This window comes from Pseudomonas sp. G166 (assembly GCF_037027455.2).
Taxonomy (GTDB): Bacteria; Pseudomonadota; Gammaproteobacteria; order Pseudomonadales; family Pseudomonadaceae; genus Aquipseudomonas.
Window position 1 is genome coordinate 1996019 of record NZ_CP146985.1, and the last position, 21471, is coordinate 2017489.

At 62.1% G+C, this 21471-nt stretch carries 18 protein-coding genes and 1 pseudogene; 15 read left to right on the forward strand and 4 right to left on the reverse strand.

What is annotated here, in order from left to right:
• Positions 1 to 311: 311 nt before the first annotated feature.
• From SGN16_RS08970 to SGN16_RS08985, 4 genes are all read right to left on the reverse strand, one after another.
• Positions 312 to 1982, reverse strand: a complete 1671-nt coding sequence (locus SGN16_RS08970) for a bifunctional protein-serine/threonine kinase/phosphatase (RefSeq protein ID WP_210643599.1) — start codon at positions 1980 to 1982, stop codon at positions 312 to 314.
• Between the two features lie 9 nt (positions 1983 to 1991).
• Complete coding sequence (locus SGN16_RS08975) at positions 1992 to 3203, reverse strand: nitrate/nitrite transporter (protein ID WP_003199537.1); 1212 nt, start codon at positions 3201 to 3203, stop codon at positions 1992 to 1994.
• A 490-nt stretch (positions 3204 to 3693) separates the two neighbouring features.
• A complete protein-coding gene (locus SGN16_RS08980) occupies positions 3694 to 4269 on the reverse strand; it encodes an ANTAR domain-containing protein (protein WP_025212689.1) in 576 nt (191 codons plus the stop codon).
• A gap of 14 nt (positions 4270 to 4283) precedes the next feature.
• Entirely contained in the window at positions 4284 to 5495 is a 1212-nt protein-coding gene (locus SGN16_RS08985; RefSeq protein ID WP_210643600.1) for a CmpA/NrtA family ABC transporter substrate-binding protein, read from the reverse strand.
• Positions 5496 to 5741: 246 nt separating this feature from the next.
• Here SGN16_RS08985 and SGN16_RS08990 point away from each other — a divergent pair, with 246 nt between their 5' ends.
• From SGN16_RS08990 to SGN16_RS09060, 15 genes and pseudogenes are all read left to right on the forward strand, one after another.
• Positions 5742 to 6473, forward strand: coding sequence for a helix-turn-helix domain-containing protein (locus tag SGN16_RS08990; RefSeq protein ID WP_210643601.1), 732 nt, complete (start codon positions 5742 to 5744; stop codon positions 6471 to 6473).
• Between the two features lie 4 nt (positions 6474 to 6477).
• Positions 6478 to 8133 carry a type III secretion system outer membrane ring subunit SctC gene (gene sctC, locus SGN16_RS08995; RefSeq protein WP_335944908.1) on the forward strand — a complete coding sequence of 552 codons (1656 nt, stop codon included), beginning with the start codon at positions 6478 to 6480 and terminating at the stop codon, positions 8131 to 8133.
• The gene (gene sctW, locus SGN16_RS09000) at positions 8130 to 9236 is read left to right on the forward strand and encodes a type III secretion system gatekeeper subunit SctW (RefSeq protein WP_335944907.1); all 1107 of its coding nucleotides are present in this window, start codon (positions 8130 to 8132) and stop codon (positions 9234 to 9236) included. The genes sctC and sctW overlap by 4 nt, the downstream gene beginning before the upstream one ends.
• Positions 9237 to 9259: 23 nt before the next feature.
• Entirely contained in the window at positions 9260 to 11311 is a 2052-nt protein-coding gene (locus SGN16_RS09005) for an EscV/YscV/HrcV family type III secretion system export apparatus protein (protein WP_335944906.1), read from the forward strand.
• Positions 11312 to 11350: 39 nt separating this feature from the next.
• Positions 11351 to 12637 carry a type III secretion system ATPase SctN gene (gene sctN, locus SGN16_RS09010; RefSeq protein ID WP_335944905.1) on the forward strand — a complete coding sequence of 429 codons (1287 nt, stop codon included), beginning with the start codon at positions 11351 to 11353 and terminating at the stop codon, positions 12635 to 12637.
• Positions 12621 to 13076: pseudogene (locus SGN16_RS09015) on the forward strand (type III secretion protein). The gene sctN and the pseudogene SGN16_RS09015 overlap by 17 nt, the downstream one beginning before the upstream one ends.
• Entirely contained in the window at positions 13073 to 13966 is an 894-nt protein-coding gene (locus SGN16_RS09020) for a type III secretion effector protein (protein ID WP_335944904.1), read from the forward strand. The pseudogene SGN16_RS09015 and the gene SGN16_RS09020 overlap by 4 nt, the downstream one beginning before the upstream one ends.
• Positions 13963 to 14886 (forward strand): FliM/FliN family flagellar motor switch protein, encoded by a 924-nt coding sequence (locus SGN16_RS09025; RefSeq protein WP_335944903.1) that lies wholly within the window; start codon positions 13963 to 13965, stop codon positions 14884 to 14886. Before SGN16_RS09020 ends, SGN16_RS09025 begins: the two co-directional genes overlap by 4 nt.
• Positions 14879 to 15535: an EscR/YscR/HrcR family type III secretion system export apparatus protein gene (locus tag SGN16_RS09030; protein WP_335944902.1), complete on the forward strand. Its 657-nt coding sequence runs from the start codon at positions 14879 to 14881 to the stop codon at positions 15533 to 15535. The genes SGN16_RS09025 and SGN16_RS09030 overlap by 8 nt, the downstream gene beginning before the upstream one ends.
• A gap of 10 nt (positions 15536 to 15545) precedes the next feature.
• The gene (locus tag SGN16_RS09035; protein ID WP_210643611.1) at positions 15546 to 15800 is read left to right on the forward strand and encodes an EscS/YscS/HrcS family type III secretion system export apparatus protein; all 255 of its coding nucleotides are present in this window, start codon (positions 15546 to 15548) and stop codon (positions 15798 to 15800) included.
• A gap of 4 nt (positions 15801 to 15804) precedes the next feature.
• Positions 15805 to 16611, forward strand: coding sequence for a type III secretion system export apparatus subunit SctT (sctT, locus tag SGN16_RS09040; RefSeq protein WP_335944948.1), 807 nt, complete (start codon positions 15805 to 15807; stop codon positions 16609 to 16611).
• Complete coding sequence (locus SGN16_RS09045; protein ID WP_335944901.1) at positions 16586 to 17620, forward strand: EscU/YscU/HrcU family type III secretion system export apparatus switch protein; 1035 nt, start codon at positions 16586 to 16588, stop codon at positions 17618 to 17620. The genes sctT and SGN16_RS09045 overlap by 26 nt, the downstream gene beginning before the upstream one ends.
• 189 nt (positions 17621 to 17809) lie before the next feature.
• Positions 17810 to 18292, forward strand: a complete 483-nt coding sequence (gene sicA, locus SGN16_RS09050; protein WP_210643613.1) for a type III secretion system translocator chaperone SicA — start codon at positions 17810 to 17812, stop codon at positions 18290 to 18292.
• Positions 18293 to 18294: 2 nt separating this feature from the next.
• Positions 18295 to 20064 carry a type III secretion system translocon subunit SctE gene (gene sctE, locus SGN16_RS09055; protein WP_335944900.1) on the forward strand — a complete coding sequence of 590 codons (1770 nt, stop codon included), beginning with the start codon at positions 18295 to 18297 and terminating at the stop codon, positions 20062 to 20064.
• Between the two features lie 96 nt (positions 20065 to 20160).
• Positions 20161 to 21462 (forward strand): IpaC/SipC family type III secretion system effector, encoded by a 1302-nt coding sequence (locus tag SGN16_RS09060; protein WP_335944899.1) that lies wholly within the window; start codon positions 20161 to 20163, stop codon positions 21460 to 21462.
• The last annotated feature ends 9 nt before the right edge of the window (positions 21463 to 21471 follow it).

A 21471-nucleotide genomic window follows, 5' to 3' on the forward strand; every position in this document is an offset into this window, starting at 1 on the left:
GTCCCGTTCTCTCGGGAAGCACCGCCTTCATCGTTGGAGGCGTTGCTTTATGTATGGTGAGAGAGGTTATGCAGTGGTTGTGCCAAGTGGCTCTGGGGCGCGGATTTATTGGGGGAGCGGCTGATGGCACGCAGGGAAGAGGGATTTATTGCACCGAATCAAAGCGTGTTGCCCGGTAATGGAGCGTGGTAGCCGATAGCTTGGTAGTGGCAGATAGGCCGCCATCGCGAGCAAGCTCGCTCCCACATTGGATCTGTGGTGGCCACAAAACCTGTGGGAGCGAGCTTGCTCGCGATGGGCGCGACTGGATCTCAGCCATGAAACACCAAAAACAGCAGCACGATGTTCACCACCAAAGACGCCAGCGCCAACGTCCGCCAGACCTTCAGCGGTTCTCTTTCCAGCAGCGGCCGGGGCCTTACGCCCAAGCTGCGGCGTTCGCCCTGTTCCAGCAGCAACAACCATTCCTCGGCGGTTTCAAAGCGCTGCTGCGGATCGGCCTCGACGGCACGTTCCAGGCTTTGCCCGAGCCATTCGGCCAGGTCTGGCCGATAGCGACTGGCATTGACCGGCACGCCAAAGCGCGGGCGCTGGAATGCTTCGATTTCGCCGTAGGGATAATGCCCAGTCAGCAGAAAATACAAGGTCACGCCGACGGCATATAAATCCTGTTGCGCGGTCGGCGCGGTGCCACCGAAGGCTTCCGGCGCTATATAGCTGGGTGTGCCGGGCAGCACGTTGGCCTGGTCTTCGGACAGGCCCGGGCAGTACGCCAGGCCGAAATCCAGCAAACGCAACTCCCCGTCATCGCCCAGGTGCAGGTTTTCCGGCTTGATGTCGCGGTGGTAGATCTGCCTTCGATGCAGCAGGCCCACCGCCCGCACCAGCCGTTGCGCCAACTCCAACCATTGGGCGAGAGGTAGTGGCCCGTCCTGGTTGAACAGCTCGGCCAGGGTCATGCCCGAGTATTCGCGCATCACGTAGTACAAATGCTGACGCTGGGGAACGCCATGGACCTCGGGAAACTGTCGCCCCGCGACCCGTTTGAGAAACCATTCTTCCGACAGCAATGCCTGGCCAGCCCGGGTGTCGTCCCGTAGCTGCCCGGGCAAGGTTTTCAGCAGCCACGGCTGGCCCTGACCGTCGTGTACCCGGTAGAGCAATGATTGTTGGCTCTGGCCGAGCAGGCCTTCGATCTGCCAGCCTTCGAACACCTGGCCCGGTTTCAGCGCCGGCGGCAGGGGCCATTGCTGCAATTGGATCAGTGCATCGCCGATGCTCGCTTCACCCAACGCATCGACTCGCACCAACAGGGCGCTGGCGTTGTCCTGGCTACCGGCCAGGTGCGCGGCGTTGACCAGTGTCTGCGCTGCGAGGTCGAGGTCCGGCTGGTCGCGAAGGATGCCGGCGATGGCCGTGTCCCCCAGGACCGCCCAGACCCCGTCGCTGAGCAGGACGAAGGTTTCGTCGGTGCGCAGTTCGCCGTCGAGAAAGTCCAGGATCAGGTGTTGATCCAGGCCCAGGGCACGCTTGAGCACATGTTGCATGCCCTGTTGTTCCCAGACGTGGTCTTCGCTGACCCGTTGCAACTGGTCGGCGTGCCAGCGGTAGACCCGGCAATCACCGACATGCGCGAGGGTGAAGCGCCGACCGCGCAGGACCAGGGCGCTGACGGTGGTGAGCAGCGGCTGCCCGCCACCGTTGGCCTGCAACCAGCGATTCTGCGCCAGCAACAAGCGGTCCAGCGCTTGGGCCACGCCCCAGGTCTGTGGCGTGGCGTAGTAGTCCAGGGCCAGGGCCTGCAAGGTCGAACGGGCGGCCAGCCCGCCATCGGCGCATTGGCTCACGCCGTCGGCGATGGCGAACAGGTATCCCTTGCTGGCGGCCAGGGCCGGGGCCGGGGTGACCAGGCGCAAGGCGTCCTGGTTCTCTTCCCGTGGGCCGATGGCGCTGGCTTCGGCGAAACTCAGTTGCAGGCTCATGGTTGCAGGTTATACCCGAGCAGCGGTGACAGCGGCCGAACCCCAAGTGGTCCTCCAGCGACGCTTTACACCGTGCAGGCCGAACCAGGCCAGGACACCGAGGCTGGCGAACAACCACAGCGCCAGTTGATAGCTGCCGGTGCTCTGCTTGATCGCGCCCATGCCCGCCGCGAGGGCGAAGCCACCGATGCCGCCGGCCATGCCGATCAGCCCGGTCATCACGCCGATTTCGCGGCGGAAGCGTTGTGGCACCAGTTGGAACACCGCGCCGTTGCCTGCACCGAGACCGAGCATGGTGCAGACGAACAGGGCCAGGGCCGCATAGGAACTTGGCAGGTTGAAGCCCACCGCCGCGATGCAGACTGCCGCTACGGTGTACATGCCGAGCAAGGTGCGGATGCCGCCGAAACGATCGGCCAGGGCGCCGCCTAGTGGCCGCATCAGGCTGCCACCGAAGACGCAGGCGGCGGTGTAGTAGCCGGCGGTTACCGGGCTCAGGCCATATTGGTCGTTGAAGTAGCCGGGCAGGGCACTGGCCAGGCCGATGAAACCGCCAAAGGTCACGCTGTAGAAGAACATGAACCACCAGCTGTCACGGTCGCCCAGGGCCTTGAGGTAGTCGGCCATGGATTTGGCTTTCGGCCGCTCGGGGGCGTTCTTGGCCAGCCAGGCGAAGAGCACCAGGGTCAGCACCAGCGGGATCAGCGCGAAGCCGAACACGTTGGTCCAGCCGAAGGCCACCGCCATGACCGGGGCGATCAACGCGGCGAGCACGGTGCCCGAGTTACCAGCACCGGCAATACCCATGGCCTTGCCCTGATGCTGTGGCGGATACCACTGGGACGCCAGCGGCAGGGCCACGGCGAACGAAGCACCGGCCACGCCCAGGAACAGGCCCAGCAGCAGGGCTTGTTCATAGCTGTGGATGCCCAGTTTCCAGGCGCAGAACAGCGCGCTGATCACAATCACCTGGCCCACCATGCCGGCGGTCTTTGGTGAAATCCGATCGGCCAGCAGGCCCATGAACAAGCGCAATACGGCGCCAGCCAGGATCGGCGTCGCCACCATCAGGCCGCGTTGTTGGGTGGTCAGGTGCAGGTCGGCGGAGATCTGCACCGCCAGTGGGCCGAGCAGGTACCAGACCATGAAACTCAGGTCGAAATAGAGGAAGGCCGCGAACAGTGTCGGGGTATGGCCGGATTTCCAGAAGCTTGAATTCATCGCGCACCTCAGCTGTAAAAGTCTCGAGAAATGAGTCAGTGCTTTGAGCAGTGCGCCGTCTGTGGTCGCACCACCGGCCCCGAGGGGCCAAAACAAAAAAACGCCGCAACCCGGATCGCCAGAGAGGCAAGGAGGGTGTGCGACGTCTTTGTCGTAGGTGGGGCAACCGCCGTTGGTTACCTGTGGGTTTGCTTAAGCGAGATCTGTGCCAACCCGAGAGATTGGGGGGGAGCCTTATCGCGAGCAGGCTCGCTCCCACAGTTGATCGGAGGTGTTCGCAAATATCGTGTTCACCCCCGCAAACCTTGTGGGAGCGAGCTTGCTCGCGATGGCGGCGGGTCAGTCGATATTGATGTTGGATGCACAACCGCTATCGCGAGCAAGCTCGCTCCCACAGTTGATTGGGGGCGTTCGCAAATCTTTTATTTACCCCGTACCCTGTGAGAGCGAGCTTGCTCGCGATGGCGCCAGCCCAGGCGCTACAGGGCTTTCAGCCCAGCAACTCATTCATGGCAATGATCTGTTCCGCCACCTGGATCAGCTTCTGCTGGCGGCTCATGGCCTGGCGGCGCATCAAGGTGTAGGCCTGCTCCTCGTTGCATTCCTTCATTTTCATCAGCATGCCCTTGGCCAGTTCGATGCGCTTGCGTTCGGCCAATTGCTGGTCCCGGGCCAGGAGCTGGGCGCGCAGGGCCTGGTCGCTTTCGAAGCGGGCCATGGCCACATCGAGGATCGGTTGCAGGCGCGCGGCGTGGATGCCTTCGACGATGTAGGCGCTCACGCCCGACTTGATTGCCTGGCGCATCACATCCGGGTCGTGCTCGTCGGTAAACATGACGATCGGTCGTGGTTGGTCGCGGCTGACCAGCACCACTTGTTCCATCACATCGCGCCCGGGTGACTCGGTATCGATCAGAATCACGTCCGGACGCACCGTTTCGACGCGTGCCGGCAGGTCAATGGTCAAGCCGGATTCGTCGATGACTTCGAATCCGGCCTCAATCAGGGCGGCCTTGAGGCGGCCGACTTTTTTCGCCGTGTCGTTGATCAGCAGGATACGCAGCATGGTCGAGGCTCCTGTCAGCGGCTGGCGAGAAGGGGAGCCGCATCGCTCAAGGCGTGCAGTTTGAAGCTGCGGGCGTACCCGGCCGGATCCGAGCCGTCCCAGGTGATGCCGTCGATCAGTTGGCTGCTGCGCATGTTCAGGTGTGGAGCCGCGATGTCCAGCGCCGCGCAGGCTTCACGGTACAGCTTGAGTTGCTGGACCTGCTGCGCCACGGCCAGGTAGTCCGGGTCTTCGCGCAGCAGGCCCCAACGACGGAACTGCGTCATGAACCACATGCCATCGGACAGATACGGCAGGTTCACCTCGCCGTTGCCATGAAAGCGCATCGCGTGAGGGTCCTGCCAGCTGTTGCCCAGGCCATCGGCGTAGATCCCCAGCAGCCGGGGTTCGATGCAATCCAGTGGCGCGTCGAGGTATTCGGGCGCACTCAACAGTTGCGCGGTGCTGCGACGGTTCTCGGGGCTTTGTTCGATGAAGCGGCTGGCTTCGAGGATCGCCATCACCAGTGCCCGGGCGGTATTGGGGTACTGCTCGACGAACGCGCGGGTGCAGCCGAGGACTTTTTCCGGGTGATCGGGCCAGATGGTCTGGGTGGTCGCCAGGGTGAAGCCCAGGTTCTGTTTCACCGCGCTGGCGCACCAGGGTTCGCCGACGCAGAACCCGTCGATACGCCCGGCTTGCAGGTGGGCGATCATTTGCGGCGGCGGCACCACCACGCTGTCGACATCCGTCAGGGGGTGGATGCCCTGGGCGGCGAGCCAGTAATAGAGCCACATGGCGTGGGTGCCGGTGGGGAAAGTCTGGGCGAAGGTCAGTTTCGGGCGAGTTTGGTGCACGTGGTGCTCCAGTGCCTCAGGACTGGTCACGCCCTGGGCCTGGAGGCCATGGGACAGGTTGATGCTCTGGCCGTTCTGGTTCAGGCCCATCAGTACAGCCATGTCGGTCGGTGCCACGCCGCCGATGCCCAGGTGCACCGCATAGATCAGGCCGTACAGGCTGTGGGCGGCGTCGATTTCACCGCTGACCAGCTTGTCCCGCAGGTTGGCCCAGGACGTCTGGCGCTTGAGGTTCAGGGTCAGGCCGTAAGGTTGGGCGAAACCCTGGGTGGCGGCCACCACCACCGGCGCGCAATCACTCAAGGCCATGAAACCAAGGTTGACCGCGCTCTTTTCCGGGGCATCGCTGCCGTTGACCCAGGCCAGGGGGTTGGCTGGAACTTCATTCATCGCGCATCACCTTCTACATAAAAAAGCGCCGTACCCGGACGGCTGCCAGAGCAGGGCCGGATGACGACGCCGTTGTCCCTAAAAACTAGTGTGGCACGCATTCCGCCGTTGGTATGGGCGCCGATGAACTCTAATGGTGCAAGGCATATGCCAGCCCGACGCCTCATCACCTTTCCATCAGGATTCAAGGCGCCGTGTCTTTCATCCTGTCGCTCCTTGAACCGCCACGTAACAAAGGAGACGGCTGTGCAAAACAAATCATTTCGCGCCACGGCATGGCCTGATCTGCGCGAACGCGTGCTGCACCTGCGTGTCGCCCAAAGCCCGGTTCAACTGAGCGCCGCGGGACTTGGGCTCGATCGCTGCCTGCCGGTCGGTTGGCAAGGGCTGGTGGTGCTGCGCGATTCGCTGGCGTTCACGGGCGGCGAGCTGCATGTATTGCCTGTGTGCGCCGCGTCGCTGGTGAAGCTGCAGGCTTTTTTCGACATGAGCGATGCCTTCGCCGAACAAAGGGCTGAGGTTGCGCCGTGGGCGGTGTTGCCGGTGGCGGATGAGATCGTCCGATCCGGGGAACGGCTCGAGCGCTGGTACATCGAGCAAGCGATGGGCGGTACCTCGGATTATCACGCGGTCGCCAACCTGTTGCGTCATCACGAGAGCTACGGGCTCGTGCGGTTTTTGTTGGAACAAGGCACTCGCAGCGAAAAACTCAACACCCTGGCGCAGCGCTACGGCGTATCGGTTTCGCATTTTCGAAGGCTTTGCCGACAGGCCCTGGGCAGTGCGGCCAAGCCGGCCCTGCGTGGCTGGCGCACCGCCCAGGCGTTGTTGAACATGAGCCTTCAGGACGGCTCGCTGACCGATGTGGCACTGGAGTTCGGCTTTGCCTCTTCTTCGCATTTCTCCAAGGAAGTCCGCGAATTGGTGGGCTTCGCGCCGAGCAATCTCGCCGACATCACCTACCTTTCCGGTCATTGATCCGATGAGCCGCCGATGGGTATCCCTGCCCCTGTTGTCCGTCTGCTTGAGCACGGTGTTGCTGCTCGCACCCATTGTCGTGCGAGCCGATGTCTATACCTTCGAAGCCCGTGAACAGAGCGCGCGGACCTTCTTCAGTGAACTGTCCGGGTCGTTGGGCAAGCCGGTCGTTGTCAGCAAGGCCGCCGCGACCAAGCGGATTGGCGGTACGTTCGATCTGCGCACGCCACAACGGACTTTTGAACGAGTCAGCGCGCAGATGGGGCTGATCTGGTACAGCGATGGCCAGGCGATTTATCTGTATGACGCCTCGGAAATCAAAAGCTCCATGGCGTCCTTGCAGACCTTGACCGTGGCCAAGCTGCTGGGGTTTCTCAAACAGTCCGGGCTGCATGATGCCCGCTATCCGCTACGCAATGATGGATTGCGCACGTTTCACGTCTCCGGACCGCCCATCTACGTTGATCTGGTGCTGCAAGCGGCCGGGTTGATGGACAACCAGCGCTCCGAACTGTTGCTCGGCAAGCAGCAGATTGGCGTGATCCATGTGCGCAATACCTTCGTCAGTGACCGCAAATATGAGCTACGTGATGACAAAGTGATCATCCCCGGACTGGCGACCGTGATCGAGCAACTGTTGCGCGGTGAAAAGCACGAGGTCGAGCCGGCGGTGGCGCAAGCTCCTGGTCAGCGACCGCCCGGGTCGATGCCGGTGTTTCCCCTGGAGGGCCTGGCGAACACAGCCTCGGAGCAAGATCCAATGGCGCCGCGCGTCATTGCCCGAGAGGTGGCCGCCGGCAATATCCGGGTGGTGGCCTACCCGGACACCAACAGCCTGTTGGTCAAGGGGCTGCCGGAGCAGGTGCGTTTTATCGAAAACCTGGTCGATGCCCTGGACACGCCGAAACGCCACGTCGAGTTGTCGTTGTGGATCATCGATCTGCACAAGGATGAACTCAATCAGTTGGGCATCAACTGGCAAGGCGCCGTGAAATCCGGGGGCACCTTCAGCGCATCCCTCAACGCTGGCTCGGCGACCACCCTCGATGGCGCGTCGTTCGTGACCCAGGTCATGGCGATGGAGCGGACCCAGCGAGCGAACGTGGTCTCGCGCCCGGTCATCCTGACGCAGGAGAACGTGCCGGCGATTTTCGACAACAATCGCACGTTTTATGCCCCGCTGGTCGGGGAGCGCAGCGTCGACTTGCAGCATGTGACCTACGGCACGCTGGTGAGCGTACTGCCCCGGTTCGCCCAGGCGGACGAGATCGAAATGTCGCTCAATATCGAGGACGGCAACGAAGTGGAGAATCCCGGCCAGGGGGAGCACCAGGGCGCGTTGCCGACGGTCGGCCGTACCCGCATCAGTACGGTGGCGCGGGTGCCCCAGGGCAAGAGTCTGCTGGTGGGCGGCTTCACCCGCGATGACCACGGCGAGCAAATCGGGCGCGTACCGGTGTTGGGGTCGATTCCGTGGATCGGACGCTTGTTCAGCTATCGCCAGAGCCGCTCGGCCAACACCGTGCGGGTGTTCCTGATCCAGCCCAAGGAGATTCGCGACGGTTTTGAACCCGCCACCGTCGAACACGGCGCGCAGTTGCTGAGCCCGGAGCAGTATGAGCGTCTGCGCCGCTCCTATTTTCGACTGTCAGAACCATGATCCTGCCGCCGATCTCCCTGGGTGGCCGAGCGGCCCAGGCCCGGCTGAATACCGAGAAGGCCGCCGAACATCCGCAGCCGCCGATAGAGGCCGAGACAGGGCTGGATGACGGCGCGACGGCGGCGGTGGCGCAGCGCCTCGTGCAGATCAGCGACGAGTTGTCAGCGGCGCTGACGCAATTTCGAGGCCGGCGCTTGTTCGAGCAAAAGTCGGAGGGGCTGACCGATACCTTCGAGCGCGTGCTGGAGGACGACACCGTGCCCAAGGCGCGGCAGGTACTGAGCCTGGCGCGGCTGGCGGATAAACCCGTCACCTGGTTGCTGCAAATGGCGCGACAACTGTTCCCCGATGACAGCGACCTGGCGCTGGTGCTGCGGGCGTTGTTGCGCCGAAGGACATTGGAAACGCGCACACGGCAGCGACTCGAAACGCTCTTGCAGACGGTGATTGCCCAAGGCTCTCCCAAGCGTATGAACGCCGGGATCAACGCCGCGCTCAAGGCCAGGTTGTTCGGTGCGGCCATGGCGGTGCGTGCCGGGCTGTTGCGCGAGACTTACCGGGATTTCCTCGAGTCCGACGACGGTCCGCTCAGTTGTTACCAGGACTGGATTGCCCTGTACGGCCCGGCACAACGCATGAATGTGCTGGCCTTCATCGAAGCCGCGCTGCTCACCGATATCAGCGCCCAGGACCCCAGTTGCTCGCGCGCCGAGTTCGGCCAACTGCTGGCCCGGGTGATCGACCTCAAACGCCTGCGTTCAGCCGATGAGTTGTTTATCGGCGCACTGCTCGGCGATGCACTCATCTGTCGGCACAACCCCGATGAGTCCGACTGGCTGGTATTCCTGTTCGGCGTGTTGACCTACCCCGATGAACTCGACCAGCTGTTACTCGGGGTGTTGGGGGAGGGTGTGCTGCTCAGTGCCCACCGTGAGCGTTCGATGCTGCTCCAGACCGTGCGCCGGCTCAGCCTGCAATTGCCACCGCCCCTGTTTGCCGACGAAGACGCGCCGTTGCGCCTGGCCACGCAATTCACCCGCCTGGCGGACGTGGCCTATGCCCACGAGTGCATCGACCAGCTCCGCGCCGGCGGCCATCCATGATGTTGTCCCGGAGCCAGGCCTGAATGCTCAATGTATTTCTGCGCAACGTCGGTGCTCGCCCGGAGCTGCTGATCCTGACATTGATGGTGATGATCATTGCCATGCTGATCATCCCGCTGCCGACGGTGCTGGTGGATTTTCTCATCGGCCTGAACATCGTCATCTCGCTGTTGGTGTTCATGGGCTCGTTCTACATCGAGCGCATCCTCAGCTATTCGACGTTCCCGGCGTTGCTGCTGTTGACGACGCTGTTTCGCCTGGCGCTGTCGATCAGCACCAGCCGCTTGATTCTCAGTCAGGCCGATGCCGGTGAGATCATTGCGTCGTTCGGTGACTTCGTCATCGGCGAAAGCCTGGTGGTGGGCTTCGTGATTTTTTCCATCGTCACCATTGTCCAGTTCATCGTCATCACCAAAGGCTCGGAGCGGGTCGCCGAAGTAGCGGCGCGTTTCTCCCTGGACGGCATGCCCGGCAAGCAGATGAGCATCGACGGTGACCTCAAGGCCGGCGCCATCGACGCGGCCCAGGCCCGGGAAAAGCGCAGCGTGCTGGAGCGTGAAAGCCAGTTGTACGGGTCTTTCGACGGGGCGATGAAATTCATCAAGGGCGATGCCATCGCCGGCATCATCATTATCTTCGTCAACTTCATCGGCGGCATGGCCATCGGTGTCGGGCAACTGGGCATGGACATGTCCACGGCCCTGTCGACCTACACCCTGTTGACCATCGGCGATGGTCTGGTTGCGCAGATCCCCGCGCTGCTGATCGCCATCGGCGCCGGCTTCATCGTCACTCGCGTCAATGGCGATGACAGCAACCTGGGGCGCAACATGCTCGCCCAGATGCTGGGTAACCCGTTCGTCCTCGGCGTCACCGCGTTGCTGGCGGTGGGCGTGGGCCTGTTGCCGGGTTTTCCGCTGCTGACCTTTTTGTCGATCGCCAGTGTGCTGGGGCTGGTGGTGTTTGTGCGCCATCGCCGATCCTCGCGTCCGGCCGGCTCGGGGGAAAGCCGTGCCGCACCCGCCGAGCAGGACGCGTTGCCGAGCGATTCCGGGTTGCTGGAGGATATCGACAACATTGCCACCGAAACCGTCGCCCTGATGTTGCTGGTGCCCACCGCGCGCCTGCAAGCGTTGGAGAAGGACCGTTGGGCCGCGCGCTTTCGCAGCCAGTTCTTCGTCGATTACGGACTGCGCATTCCCGAACCGCAGCTACGGGCCAGCGAAGCACTGCCGGCCCATCAAGTGGCGGTGCTGATCAATGAGGTGCGCGCCGAGCAGTTCGATATTCATTTCGAGCACTGGCGCCTGCTGGACTATTCCCCGGAACTGGAACCCTTGGGTTTTGCCCTGGTGCGCGGCAACGACAGCAATCGCCTGGGCGGCGTCTGGGTCAGCGCGGCCGACCGCGAGCGGGTGCAACAGTTGGGCTATCACCTGCGCCCGGCGGACGAGGAATGCTATCGCTGCCTGGTCACGCTGCTGGCGCGCAACATCCAGGAATTCTTCGGCGTGCAGGAAACCAAGCAGTTGCTCGACGAAATGGAGGCGCGCTACCCCGACCTGCTCAAGGAAGTCTATCGCCACGTCACGGTGCAGAAGATCGCCGAAGTACTCCAACGCCTGATTGGCGAGCGTATTTCCGTGCGCAACATGAAGCTCATCCTCGAATCCCTCGCCCATTGGGCCTCCCGGGAAAAGGACGTGCTGGCGCTGGTCGAGCACGTACGCGGCGCGATGGCCCGCTACATCAGCAACAAGTTTGCCCAGGGCAATGACCTGCGGGTGCTGTTGCTGTCGGCGGAGTTCGAAGACGTGGTGCGCCGGGGCATCCGGCAAACCTCGGGCGGCAGTTTCCTCAACCTGGAACCGGCCGAGTCCGAGGACCTGATGGACCGTCTCAGTGTCGGTCTGGACAGTGTGCACATCGCCCACAAGGACATGGTGCTGCTGTGTTCGGTGGATGTGCGGCGCTACATCAAGAAACTGATCGAGGGACGCTTCCGGGAGCTGGACGTGATGTCGTTCGGCGAAATCTCCGAGACCGTCTCGGTCAATGTCATCAAAACCCTGTGAGGAAACCCTGTAAATGGTACCGATGGATATCGCCGCTCGATGAGCCTGCGACTGGAAAGGCAGGCCGTCCACCCCTTGCGTTTGAGCGGGCCCTTGATCGAAGCGGCGCTGGACGGGGTGGTGATCGGCGAAGTCTGTGACGTGCGCCGGCATTGGCGCTCGCCCGAGGTCACTGCGCGGGCGCAGGTCATCGGCTTCAAACCCGGCGTGGTTTTGCTCAGTTTGCTGGGCGATGCCAAAGGCTTGTCCCGGGAGTCGATGATCGTGCCCACGGGCGCGATCCTGCAGCTGACTTGTAGTGATGCCTTGCTCGGCAGCGTGGTGGATCCCCAGGGCATGATCGTCGAGCGCCTGGCACCGTCGACGGCGGTGGCGCAACAGAACCGCCCGGTGGATGCCGACCCGCCGACGTACCAGCAACGGCGCCCGGTGGCGGAACCCTTGAGCACCGGTATTCGCGTGATCGACGGCTTGCTGACCTGCGGTGTCGGCCAGCGCATCGGCATTTTTGCCGCCGCCGGCTCCGGCAAGACCACCTTGATCAATATGCTGATCGAACACACGGATGCGGATGTGTTCGTGATCGGCCTGATTGGCGAACGCGGCCGTGAAGTGACCGAGTTCATCGAGCATTTGCGCCAGTCGCCCAAGTGCGCCCGGTGCGTGGTGGTGTACGCCACTTCGGATTTTTCCTCGGTGGACCGCTGCAACTCGGCGCTGCAAGCCACGGCCATCGCCGAATACTTTCGCGACCAGGGAAAGCGCGTGGTGTTGCTGCTGGACTCGTTGACCCGCTACGCCCGCGCCCGCCGCGACCTGGCCTTGGCGGCTGGTGAAGCGCCGGCGCGGCGCGGCTATCCGGCTTCGGTGTTCGATGCCTTGCCGCGCTTGCTGGAACGGCCTGGCGTGACGGCGAGCGGCAGCATCACCGCCTGGTACACGGTGCTGTTGGAAAGTGACGATGAACCGGACCCGATTGCCGAGGAGATCCGCTCGATTCTCGACGGCCACGTCTACCTCAGCCGGGCCCTGGCGGCCAAGGGGCACTATCCGGCCATCGATGTATTGCGCAGCGTCAGCCGGGTGGCGACGCAAGTCACCACGCCGCAGGTCCAGCAACTGGCGGCGTCGACCCGGGAGACCCTGGCGCGTCTTGAGCAACTGCAGGTCTTTCTCGACATGGGCGAGTACAGCCCGGGCGCGGACGCGGCCAATGACCATGCCATGCAGCGTCGCGAGGCCCTGAGCCAGTGGTTGCGCCAGCCGACAGGCGAGTGTTGCGCGCCGGACGAAACCTTGCGGAGTCTGCATGAAATCATTGCCTGACCAGCGACGCCTGTTGGCTTTCAGTCAGTTCCGCCGGCAACGCGGCGAACAGGCCGTGCTGCGGGTCCAGCGCCAGTTGCAGCCGCTGCTTGCCGAGCGCGGTGGCTTCGAGGAACAGGAGGCTGCGCTGCAACGCCTGTTGGCCAGTCATCGGGCCAATGACTGTGTGCTGGAGCACGGGCAACTGTTGGCGCTGTTGCGCACCCAGGCGGTGATCCGGCGGCGGATCGATCTGCTGCGTGTCGAGCGCGACCGCGTGGAGCAGCAATGACGGCAGGTCGAGCAGCAGTTGCAGGCGCAGCATGAACACCTGCGCTTGCTCCAACGCAAGCACGACAAGTACGTGCGCTCGGTCCAGCAACTGTTGCGTGCGCAGCGGCTTGAAGCGGTGCGCCGGGAAGAACGAGAACTGGAAGAGATGATCGGGGTTCGGCGATGAAAGAAATATCTGTGGTGCCTGCTCGACCGGTGCAAACCCTGGACCCCGTCGATGAAGGCCCAATCGATGAGCTGCAAGACCCACTCGTCCCGGTGCAAGAGGATGAGCTGCCGCAAGGTGTGCTGGATCTTGTGGTTGCGCTGATTCGGCAGCGACAACCGACGATGGAAATCGCTCGGGCAGTGACGGGGCATTCGATGAACATGGCCCAGGCGGCGATGGAGGTCGATCACGATGAAGCACGATCGATTGTCCCGACAACGACGGACCTGGAACCTGATAGAGCACCACCGACAGCCCGCAACGCGATGCCTTTTCCACACGCCGATCTGCTGTTCAACAAAGCGATACAACAGGCGTTACCCCAACGCCTGGAGCCTGTTGCTTCCGCCCGCGATCACCTGGCGGCGCCGACATCCCCAGCGTCGATCGAGCCGATGACGCTCGAGCCTTTCACCGCTCCCGATACGCGCTCGATGCCGCGCTTAGATGAGCCGTTACCCCAAGCGCCGCAGAGCTTTCACGGCACGCGCCATGCTCCTTCGGTTGCCCCTGCATCGATCCCGCCAGCGGCAACATCGGCAGCGCTGCCAGCGCCCGAGGTCATGGTCGAGCCCTTGTCGGGTGCCGACCGGGGCTTGCTGCAAGTGCCTTTCAACAGAGGGGCGGCCAGCGGGCAAGTGACGATCAGTCGGCTGCCCGAGGAACCCACTCGGCAACTGACGCTCAGCCCCAGCAATGCCCTGGTGTTCGAGCAACTCAAGGCGCCTTTCGAACTGGCCCGGGAACCTGCCTGGCGGCTGGCTGACAGCGGTGGCGAGCAGCAGCGCCAGGGTTCACAGCAGCAGCCGGATGAAGATCAGGACGAACAGTCCGGGTTTGAAGCGTGAGCGCATTGCGGCTCCGTCGGATCGATTCTGTCGTCCATGCCCACGCACAGGCGATTCAACGCTGGCGGCGCGCCGGTCGGGACGCGGGTTCGGCCAAGGTGCCGGTGCGCCCCGGCTACCTGGGCTTTTGCGCAGAAGGTGACGGCACGCATTGGCAGGGGCTGATCCTGGCCCGTGACTGGTTGCATCACACGCTCCCGACCTTGCAATCGTTGCTGGTGCTCGAGTGCCCGTTACCGAGCATCGTCGAGTTGTTTCGGACGGTGTCGCGGCCCCTGCTACTGGAGGTGGACGAATTGCATTACCGCACGCTGACGGACATCGAATGCGTGGCCCCGGATCGATTGCCGACGCATGACTTGCCATGGCTCGACGCCCCTCGGGGGCGCGTGTGGTTGACCCAATTGCCGTCCCGCACCGCTATGCGAGGTCCGTTGGAACCCGGCTCATGGTTGAACGATTTGCCCTTGCGCCTGGCGCTGGTGCTCGGCGTCAGTCACCTGAGTCTTGCCAGTCGGATACGCCTGAGTGAAGGCGATGTCTTGCGTATCACCCAGCGGACTCAACGCTGCTTTTTGGCGGACCGCTGCCTCGGCGTTTTCACCTTTACCGAAGAGGGTTTACACATGCAACCGACCGTGGCCGACGCCAATCTGGAGAACACGCCTGAGCCCGACGTTGATATCGACCTGGGTACGCTGCCGGTGCGCCTGGAGTTCCTGCTCGCGACCCATGAAACCGACCTGGCGACGCTGTCGCAAGTCATCGCGGGGCAATTGATCCCGTTGGCCGACGACGCGGTGCGACACATCGAGGTGCGTGCCAACGGCAAGCCGATTGCCCAGGGAGAGTTGGTGCAGTTGGACGGCCAGTTGGGTGTTGAATTGCTCAAGGTCTATCGGAACGACGGCGATGAATGACGTCTCGCTGATCGCGCTGCTGGCATTCGCTTCGCTGTTGCCGTTCCTGGCGGCGGCGGGCACCTGCTACCTCAAGTTCTCCATCGTCTTCGTCATCGTGCGCAACGCCTTGGGCCTGCAACAAGTGCCGTCGAACATGGCGCTCAATGCGATTGCGCTGATGCTGGCGATTTTCGTCATGACGCCGGTCATGAAGCAGGGCTATGACTACTACAAGACCGAGGCGGTGGCCTTCACCGATATCGAGTCGGTGGTGAATTTCGCCGAGAACGGCCTGGGCAGCTACAAGGACTATCTGCGCAAGTACACCGACCCGGAACTGGCGCTTTTTTTTGAACGGGCCCAGGTGGTCCAGGATGAAACCGACGCCGACTGGCCCGCCGATGAAGAACTGGCGCCGTCGTTGTTTTCGCTGCTGCCGGCCTATGCCCTGAGCGAAATCAAGAGCGCCTTCAAGATCGGTTTCTACCTGTATCTGCCCTTCGTGATCGTCGACCTGGTGATCTCCAGCATCCTGCTGGCGCTGGGCATGATGATGAGCCCGGTGATCATTTCGGTGCCGATCAAACTGGTGCTGTTTGTCGCCCTCGACGGCTGGGCGCTGCTGTCGACCGGGCTGGTCAAGCAATACCTGACCCTGCTGGCATAGGCCCACGTCCATGAACGAGCTGGTCTATGCCGGTAACAAGACCCTGTACCTGATCCTGCTGATGGTGGCCTGGCCGATCATCGTTGCCACGGTGGTCGGCCTGGTGGTCGGGTTGATCCAGACCGTGACCCAGTTACAGGAACAGACGCTGCCGTTCGGTTTCAAGCTGCTGGCGGTCGCCGCGTGTCTGTTTCTGCTCTCGGGCTGGTACGGCGAAACCCTGCTGGATTTCAGTCGTGAAGTCATTCGCCTGGCGTTGGGTTAGCCCGATGTCGGTGACGTTGTTCTTCGAGCTGTACGCCTGGTTCGCGGCGGCGGTATTGGGCGTGGCGCGTCTGGCGCCGATTTTCTTCATGTTGCCGTTTCTCAACAGCGGTGTGCTGACAGGCGTGGCGCGCCAAGCGGTGATTGTGTTGGTCGCGCTGGGGTTCTGGCGCTATGTCGGCGTGCCCGCGCCGGCCCTCGACAGCGTGGCCTTTCTTGGCCTGGTGTTGCGTGAGGCGGGTATCGGCGTGCTGTTGGGGTTGCTGTTGTGCTGGCCGTTCTGGGTGCTGCACGCGATGGGCAATCTGATCGACAACCAGCGCGGGGCCATGCTCAGCAGCACGGTGGATCCGGCCAACGGTGTCGATACGTCGGAGTTGGCGAATTTCCTCCAGCTGTTTGCGGCGGCGGTTTATCTCGAAGGTGGCGGCATGTTGTTGATGCTCGAAACCGTCGGTCACAGTTATCGCATCTGCGCGCCGGCCCAAGGCTGCGAGCTGCATCTGTCGGCCCTGCATGGTGTGCTCGACGGGCTGGTGAGCAAGACCCTGGTGATCAGCGCGCCGGTGGTCGCCACCTTGCTGGTCAGCGAAGCGTTGCTCGGTTTGCTCTCGCGGTATGCGCCGCAGATGAACGCTTTCTCGGTGTCGCTGACGGTCAAGAGCCTGGTGGCGCTGGTGGTGTTGATGTTGTATTTCGGCGTGCATCTGCCGGATGAAGTCCTGCGCATGGGCATGAGGTCCGAGGCGCTGGCGGATTATCTGGGTGACGGCGGGGAGGGCGGGCATGTCGTCCAGCGCCTCGAAGACTGAAAAACCTACCGCCAAGCGCCTCAGGGATGCGGCCCGCAAAGGCCAGACGTTCAAGGCCAAGGACCTGGTCATCACCTGCCTGACTTTGTGTGGCATCAGCTACATGGTTTTCAACAGCTCGCTGGGCGAGATCATGGAAGTCTACCGGCGCATCATCGCCAGCGATTTTGACACGGACCTGCAAGCGTATTCGGCGATGCTGGTGCAGGTCGGCCTCAAGGCGTTGCTGCCGTTGTTGTTGGTGTGCGTGCTGACCAGTGCCTTGCCGGCCCTGCTGCAAAGCGGTTTTGCCCTGGCCAGCGAAGCGCTGAAGCTGAATCTTGGCGCGTTGAACCCGATCAATGGTTTCAAGAAATTGTTCAGCCTGCGCACCGTCAAGGACACGTTCAAGGCGTTGTTGTACCTGGGCAGTTTTGCCATGGCGCTGTGGCTCGTCTGGGTCACCCAGCGGCAATTGCTGTTTGCCCAACTGTTCGTCCAGGCGCCGGACTTGTTCGCGATCTGGGGGCATCTGTTGCTGGTGCTGGTGCTGGCATTCCTGGCGTGCGTCCTGCTGATCGTCGTGCTCGATGCCCTCAGCGAATACTGGTTGTTCATGAAAGACCAGATGATGGACAAGGATTCGGTCAAGCGCGAACACAAGGAGCAGGACGGCAACCCGCAGATCAAGGGCCGCCGCCGTGACCTGCATATGGAGCTGTTGTCGGAGCAGGTCAAATCCGATGTGCGCAGCTCACGCATGATCATCGCCAACCCCACTCACATTGCCATCGGCGTGTATTTCCGCCCGGAAATCACGCTGCTGCCGTTTATCTCCCTGATGGAAACCAACCAGCGTGCCCTGGCCGTGCGGGCGTATGCCAAAGAGGTCGGGGTGCCGGTGATCAACGACGTCGCACTGGCCCGACGCATCTTCAAGACCCACCAGCGCTACAGCTTCCTCCAGGTGCAGGAAGTCGAGCAAGTGCTGCGGTTGCTGATCTGGCTGGAGCAGGTTGAACAGGCTTGAGGTCCAGCCCAACCCTGGTAGCAAGCCTTGCTCCCACAGAAATCCCCTCGCCACAAAAGCATTCTCGCCAGGCAGGAGGTTCTTGCGCGTTTCAACAACAGCATGAGCGCAATTTGGCAGCGTGCCCTCCGACGTTTTGGCTCAATGGCATCGGTCAGCGACGCTGGCGTTTTTTCAGGAGTGTGGCTGATGAGTCGCGACAACAAACAAGACGAGCAGGTGGCCCAGGACGTCGTCGACGCGATGCTCGGCGGTGCGGCGTTGAAAGATGTGCAAGGCATCAGTGACGAGCACATGGACAGTCTCTATGCCTTCGCTTTCCAGTTCTACGAACAAGGGCGGCTGGATGATGCCGAGAAGTTCTTTCACTTCCTGTGCATCTACGACTTCTACAACAGCCATTACTGGATGGGGCTGGCTGCGGTGCACCAGCTCAAGCAAAACCACCAGAAGGCCATCGACCTGTATGCCATCGCTTTTGCCCAAGGCAAGAACGACTACCGACCGATGTTTTACACCGGCCAGTGCCATCTGGCCCTGGGCAAGATCGGCAAGGCCCGGTTGTGTTTCGAATACGTGCTTGAGCAAGCCACGCAAGACGATCTGCGCGAGCAGGCCAAGGTGTATCTCGACACCTTGGCCCACATGGAACAGCAATGTTCGGAGGATTGAACATGAGTGAAATCAGAAACACCCCAAGCCCCGCATTCCAGGGGGTAATGAGTCGCAGCGAGGCCTTTGAAAAATACGGTGCGGCGGCCAGCAGGGCTGCCAGGACCGCCGATTTTCAAGAGGCCGGCAAGCAAGCCCTGGCGGACCTGATGTCGGTGAAATACGAAGGTCAGAATGGCCCGTCCGCCGCCGCTACCGGCCGGCCCGTGCTGCATGCGCCAGCGCCGCGCGTCGATGGCAACAAACAGGAAACCGACGGCGATATGTTCACGTTATTGATGGCGATGATCTGTGAACTGATCGGTGAGGTCGACGTCAAGAAACTGAAAAACCGCCTGGCGATGCTGCAAAGCATGGCCGGCGCCAAGCAGCAGGGCTATGCCAACCTCTCTTCTGAATATACCGCCGCCGTCCAGGCCTTGGAGGCTGCCGAGGGCCAGGTCGGCAGCAGTCAGGAACACCTCGAACAGCTGCGTGAACGCGTCCAGCAGGTCCAGGGCCTGCTGGAAGAAAGCGAAGCGCGCCTGGCGCAGTTGGATCCTGAATCGCCGGAATACGCCCAGGAGCTGGCCCGTCGCGACCAGCTCAAAGGCGAACTGGCGAGCCATACCCAAGCCTTCAATGGGGCGACCGACGCTCACTTGAAGTTGATCGAGATCGCCAATGCCTTTGCCAAAGCCCTGAGCGGGGTGGTCGCGAAAGTGGTGGTGTCCGGCGACAGCGGCCCGGCCCGCAAGGAAACCGACGAAAAAGCCCTCAGCAGCAGTGCACTGGCATTGCTCAATCGCTTGAGGATCATCGAATTGCTCGGCGAGGCGGCGCAGAACAAGGAGGAACTCAGCCAGGAGCTGTTCCAGGCGTTGCAGGTCAAGCTTCAGGAACACATGAAGCGGGAGTCGGATAAATACCTGGAGGAAGTCCGCAAGGCCGAGGCTTTGCAGAAAACCATGGGCTGCATCGGCAAGATCGTCGGCGCGATATTGTCCGTTGCAGTCATCGTTGCCGGGGTCCTGACCGCCAACCTGCCGCTGATCGTGGTAGGGGTGGTTGGCATGGGGATCATGATTGCCGATGTGGTGGTGGAGGAAAAAACCGGCAAGTCGTTCATGGCCGAGGCCATGAAGCCGCTGACCGTCGTCATGCAGGAAGCCATCAAGCGGTTCACCGAGCTCTACACCCAGATACTGATAGACCTGGGTGTTGATGAAGACAAGGCCAAGGAAATCGGGCAGATCGCCGGCATGATCCAGGGCGTCGTTGCGACGCTGGCCGCCGTTGCCTTGGCGGCCGTCATCGGGGCGACGGTGATTGGTCCGATGATCAGCACCCTCGCTTCGAAACTGGCCTCGATGGCCGCCCAGGCCGCGCCTGCCGCGATGCAAGCCATGAAGCAGATGGCAACGTCGGTGGGCAACTCGCTGACCCAGATACTCACGCAGTTGCGCGGATTCATCACCAACGGCGCCGATGCGGTGTCACTGGCCCGTTATGCCGCCAACCTGGAGATCGCCCAGGCCGTCACCGAGTTCGGCAATGTGGCGGCGCAGGGCGTGCTGCAAATCGAAAGCGGCCGGCATACCGCCCAGGCTGCCGTGCTCCTGGCTAGCGTGCGGGTGCGCATGGCGATCAGCGAGGAAATCAGCAAGTACCTGACCCTGGTAGTCGAGAACTACGGCCAGGCCATGCACGAGCGAACCCGGCAGATCGAGCAGTTGTTTGCCGACATGCAACGCAGCCATTCCGTCAGCCTGCAAATGGTTCGGCATGTTTGAAATCACTGAGAACAGGTATCTACGATGAATGCTATTCACGCTCCAATCAGAATCGCCCCCGTTGCCATTGACCACGATTTGACTAACGACGCAGGGTTGAGCGAGTTAGTCGCTCAAGAGCAGTTTTCAAAGGATCTCAAAGCCAAGCCACTTGTGGGCTCTCGGATTTCCGACAATCGCATCACCAGGCAAGTGCTCCAGAACGACGGCTTCCCAGCGCCCTCAGCTGCGGAGCTCGAGAGTGAGATCAACGCCTACCAACCCACCGAATCGGACTGGCAGGACTTCCTTTCAGCCACGATGATGCTCAGCGATGAAGTACGCAACGACCTGATATTCGACCCCGGCGCCTGGGAAAAACACGCCAACGTACTGGTGGCGGCGATCATTGCGCTGAACATCGCTCGAGTGGCCAACGCGCAACTGCGCGGGCATTTCAGCGTCATGGCCTCCGATGCGGCCGAGGCTCAGGGCGCGGCAATTGTCGAGTCCGGCAAGGCAGCGATGTACAGCGCCATCGCCGGGGCAATCGTGTCTGGAGCAGTTTCCGGATTCGCCCTGCTCAAGACCTTTCAGGGCCAGAAGTTGAAGCACGCGGACATCAACCTGCACAAGCGTAACGCCATGGACGCTCGCAATATCGAACGCGACCTCAAGCTTGAGCGCAGTCGCAACGAGTGGAATCCGCAGACCACCTACAAGATCAAGACCGTGGATGACTTCGGTCGCCCGACGACGGTCGATTTCAAACTCAGCGGTTCACCTCGGCCGCCCGAGGATCTGGCCTGGTTCGACAAGGAAATTCTCAAGGCGCAGGAGGTCGGTCGTAACGCCAAGTGGCTGAGTGAGACAGACCCCCAGAACAGGTTGAACCTGCACAAGCCTAACGCCCTGAACGCCAGGAACATCGAGCGCGACCTCAAGCTTGAGCGCGACCGCACCGACTGGAATTCGGACGTCACCTCTAAGGTCAGGACCTTCGACGAGTTCGGTCGTCCGACACTGGTCGATTTCAAACCCAAGGCATCGTCCCTGTCAGCCCCGGATCAAGCCTGGTTCGACAAGCAAATCCTCAACGCGCAAAAGGTCAGCGAGACCTCCGACTGGCTGAGCCAGATGGGCAGCAAGGGCATCGAAAGGAAGCTGGAAATCAGTCGCGCGCTCAGCGCCATGTCGATGAGCTTGAGTCAGGTGGTGGCGAGCATCGTGCGCCTGGCCGAGCACGCCGCGCGGGAAAAGGAAGTGCTGCTGCAAAGTGCGCAGAACAGCCAGAAGAGCCTGAGCGACGAAGTCAGCCAGAAAGACGCGGCCGATGCGGCGTTCTTGCAAAAACTGATGGACATGGTGATGCAACTTTTTCAATCGCGCAGCGATGTCATTCGCGCCCTGACGGCTTGAGGAGAAGAG

Coding starts and splice junctions, on each gene's coding strand:
- SGN16_RS09045 (WP_335944901.1), top strand. CDS start 16,586: ATGTCGTCCAGCGCCTCGAAGACTGAAAAACCTACCGCCAAGCGCCTC.
- sctN (WP_335944905.1), top strand. CDS start 11,351: ATGAGCCTGCGACTGGAAAGGCAGGCCGTCCACCCCTTGCGTTTGAGC.
- SGN16_RS09020 (WP_335944904.1), top strand. CDS start 13,073: ATGAAAGAAATATCTGTGGTGCCTGCTCGACCGGTGCAAACCCTGGAC.
- sctC (WP_335944908.1), top strand. CDS start 6,478: ATGAGCCGCCGATGGGTATCCCTGCCCCTGTTGTCCGTCTGCTTGAGC.
- SGN16_RS08970 (WP_210643599.1), bottom strand. CDS start 1,982: ATGAGCCTGCAACTGAGTTTCGCCGAAGCCAGCGCCATCGGCCCACGG.
- sctT (WP_335944948.1), top strand. CDS start 15,805: ATGTCGGTGACGTTGTTCTTCGAGCTGTACGCCTGGTTCGCGGCGGCG.
- SGN16_RS08985 (WP_210643600.1), bottom strand. CDS start 5,495: ATGAATGAAGTTCCAGCCAACCCCCTGGCCTGGGTCAACGGCAGCGAT.
- SGN16_RS09005 (WP_335944906.1), top strand. CDS start 9,260: ATGCTCAATGTATTTCTGCGCAACGTCGGTGCTCGCCCGGAGCTGCTG.
- sctE (WP_335944900.1), top strand. CDS start 18,295: ATGAGTGAAATCAGAAACACCCCAAGCCCCGCATTCCAGGGGGTAATG.
- sicA (WP_210643613.1), top strand. CDS start 17,810: ATGAGTCGCGACAACAAACAAGACGAGCAGGTGGCCCAGGACGTCGTC.
- SGN16_RS08980 (WP_025212689.1), bottom strand. CDS start 4,269: ATGCTGCGTATCCTGCTGATCAACGACACGGCGAAAAAAGTCGGCCGC.
- SGN16_RS09035 (WP_210643611.1), top strand. CDS start 15,546: ATGAACGAGCTGGTCTATGCCGGTAACAAGACCCTGTACCTGATCCTG.
- sctW (WP_335944907.1), top strand. CDS start 8,130: ATGATCCTGCCGCCGATCTCCCTGGGTGGCCGAGCGGCCCAGGCCCGG.
- SGN16_RS09030 (WP_335944902.1), top strand. CDS start 14,879: ATGAATGACGTCTCGCTGATCGCGCTGCTGGCATTCGCTTCGCTGTTG.
- SGN16_RS08975 (WP_003199537.1), bottom strand. CDS start 3,203: ATGAATTCAAGCTTCTGGAAATCCGGCCATACCCCGACACTGTTCGCG.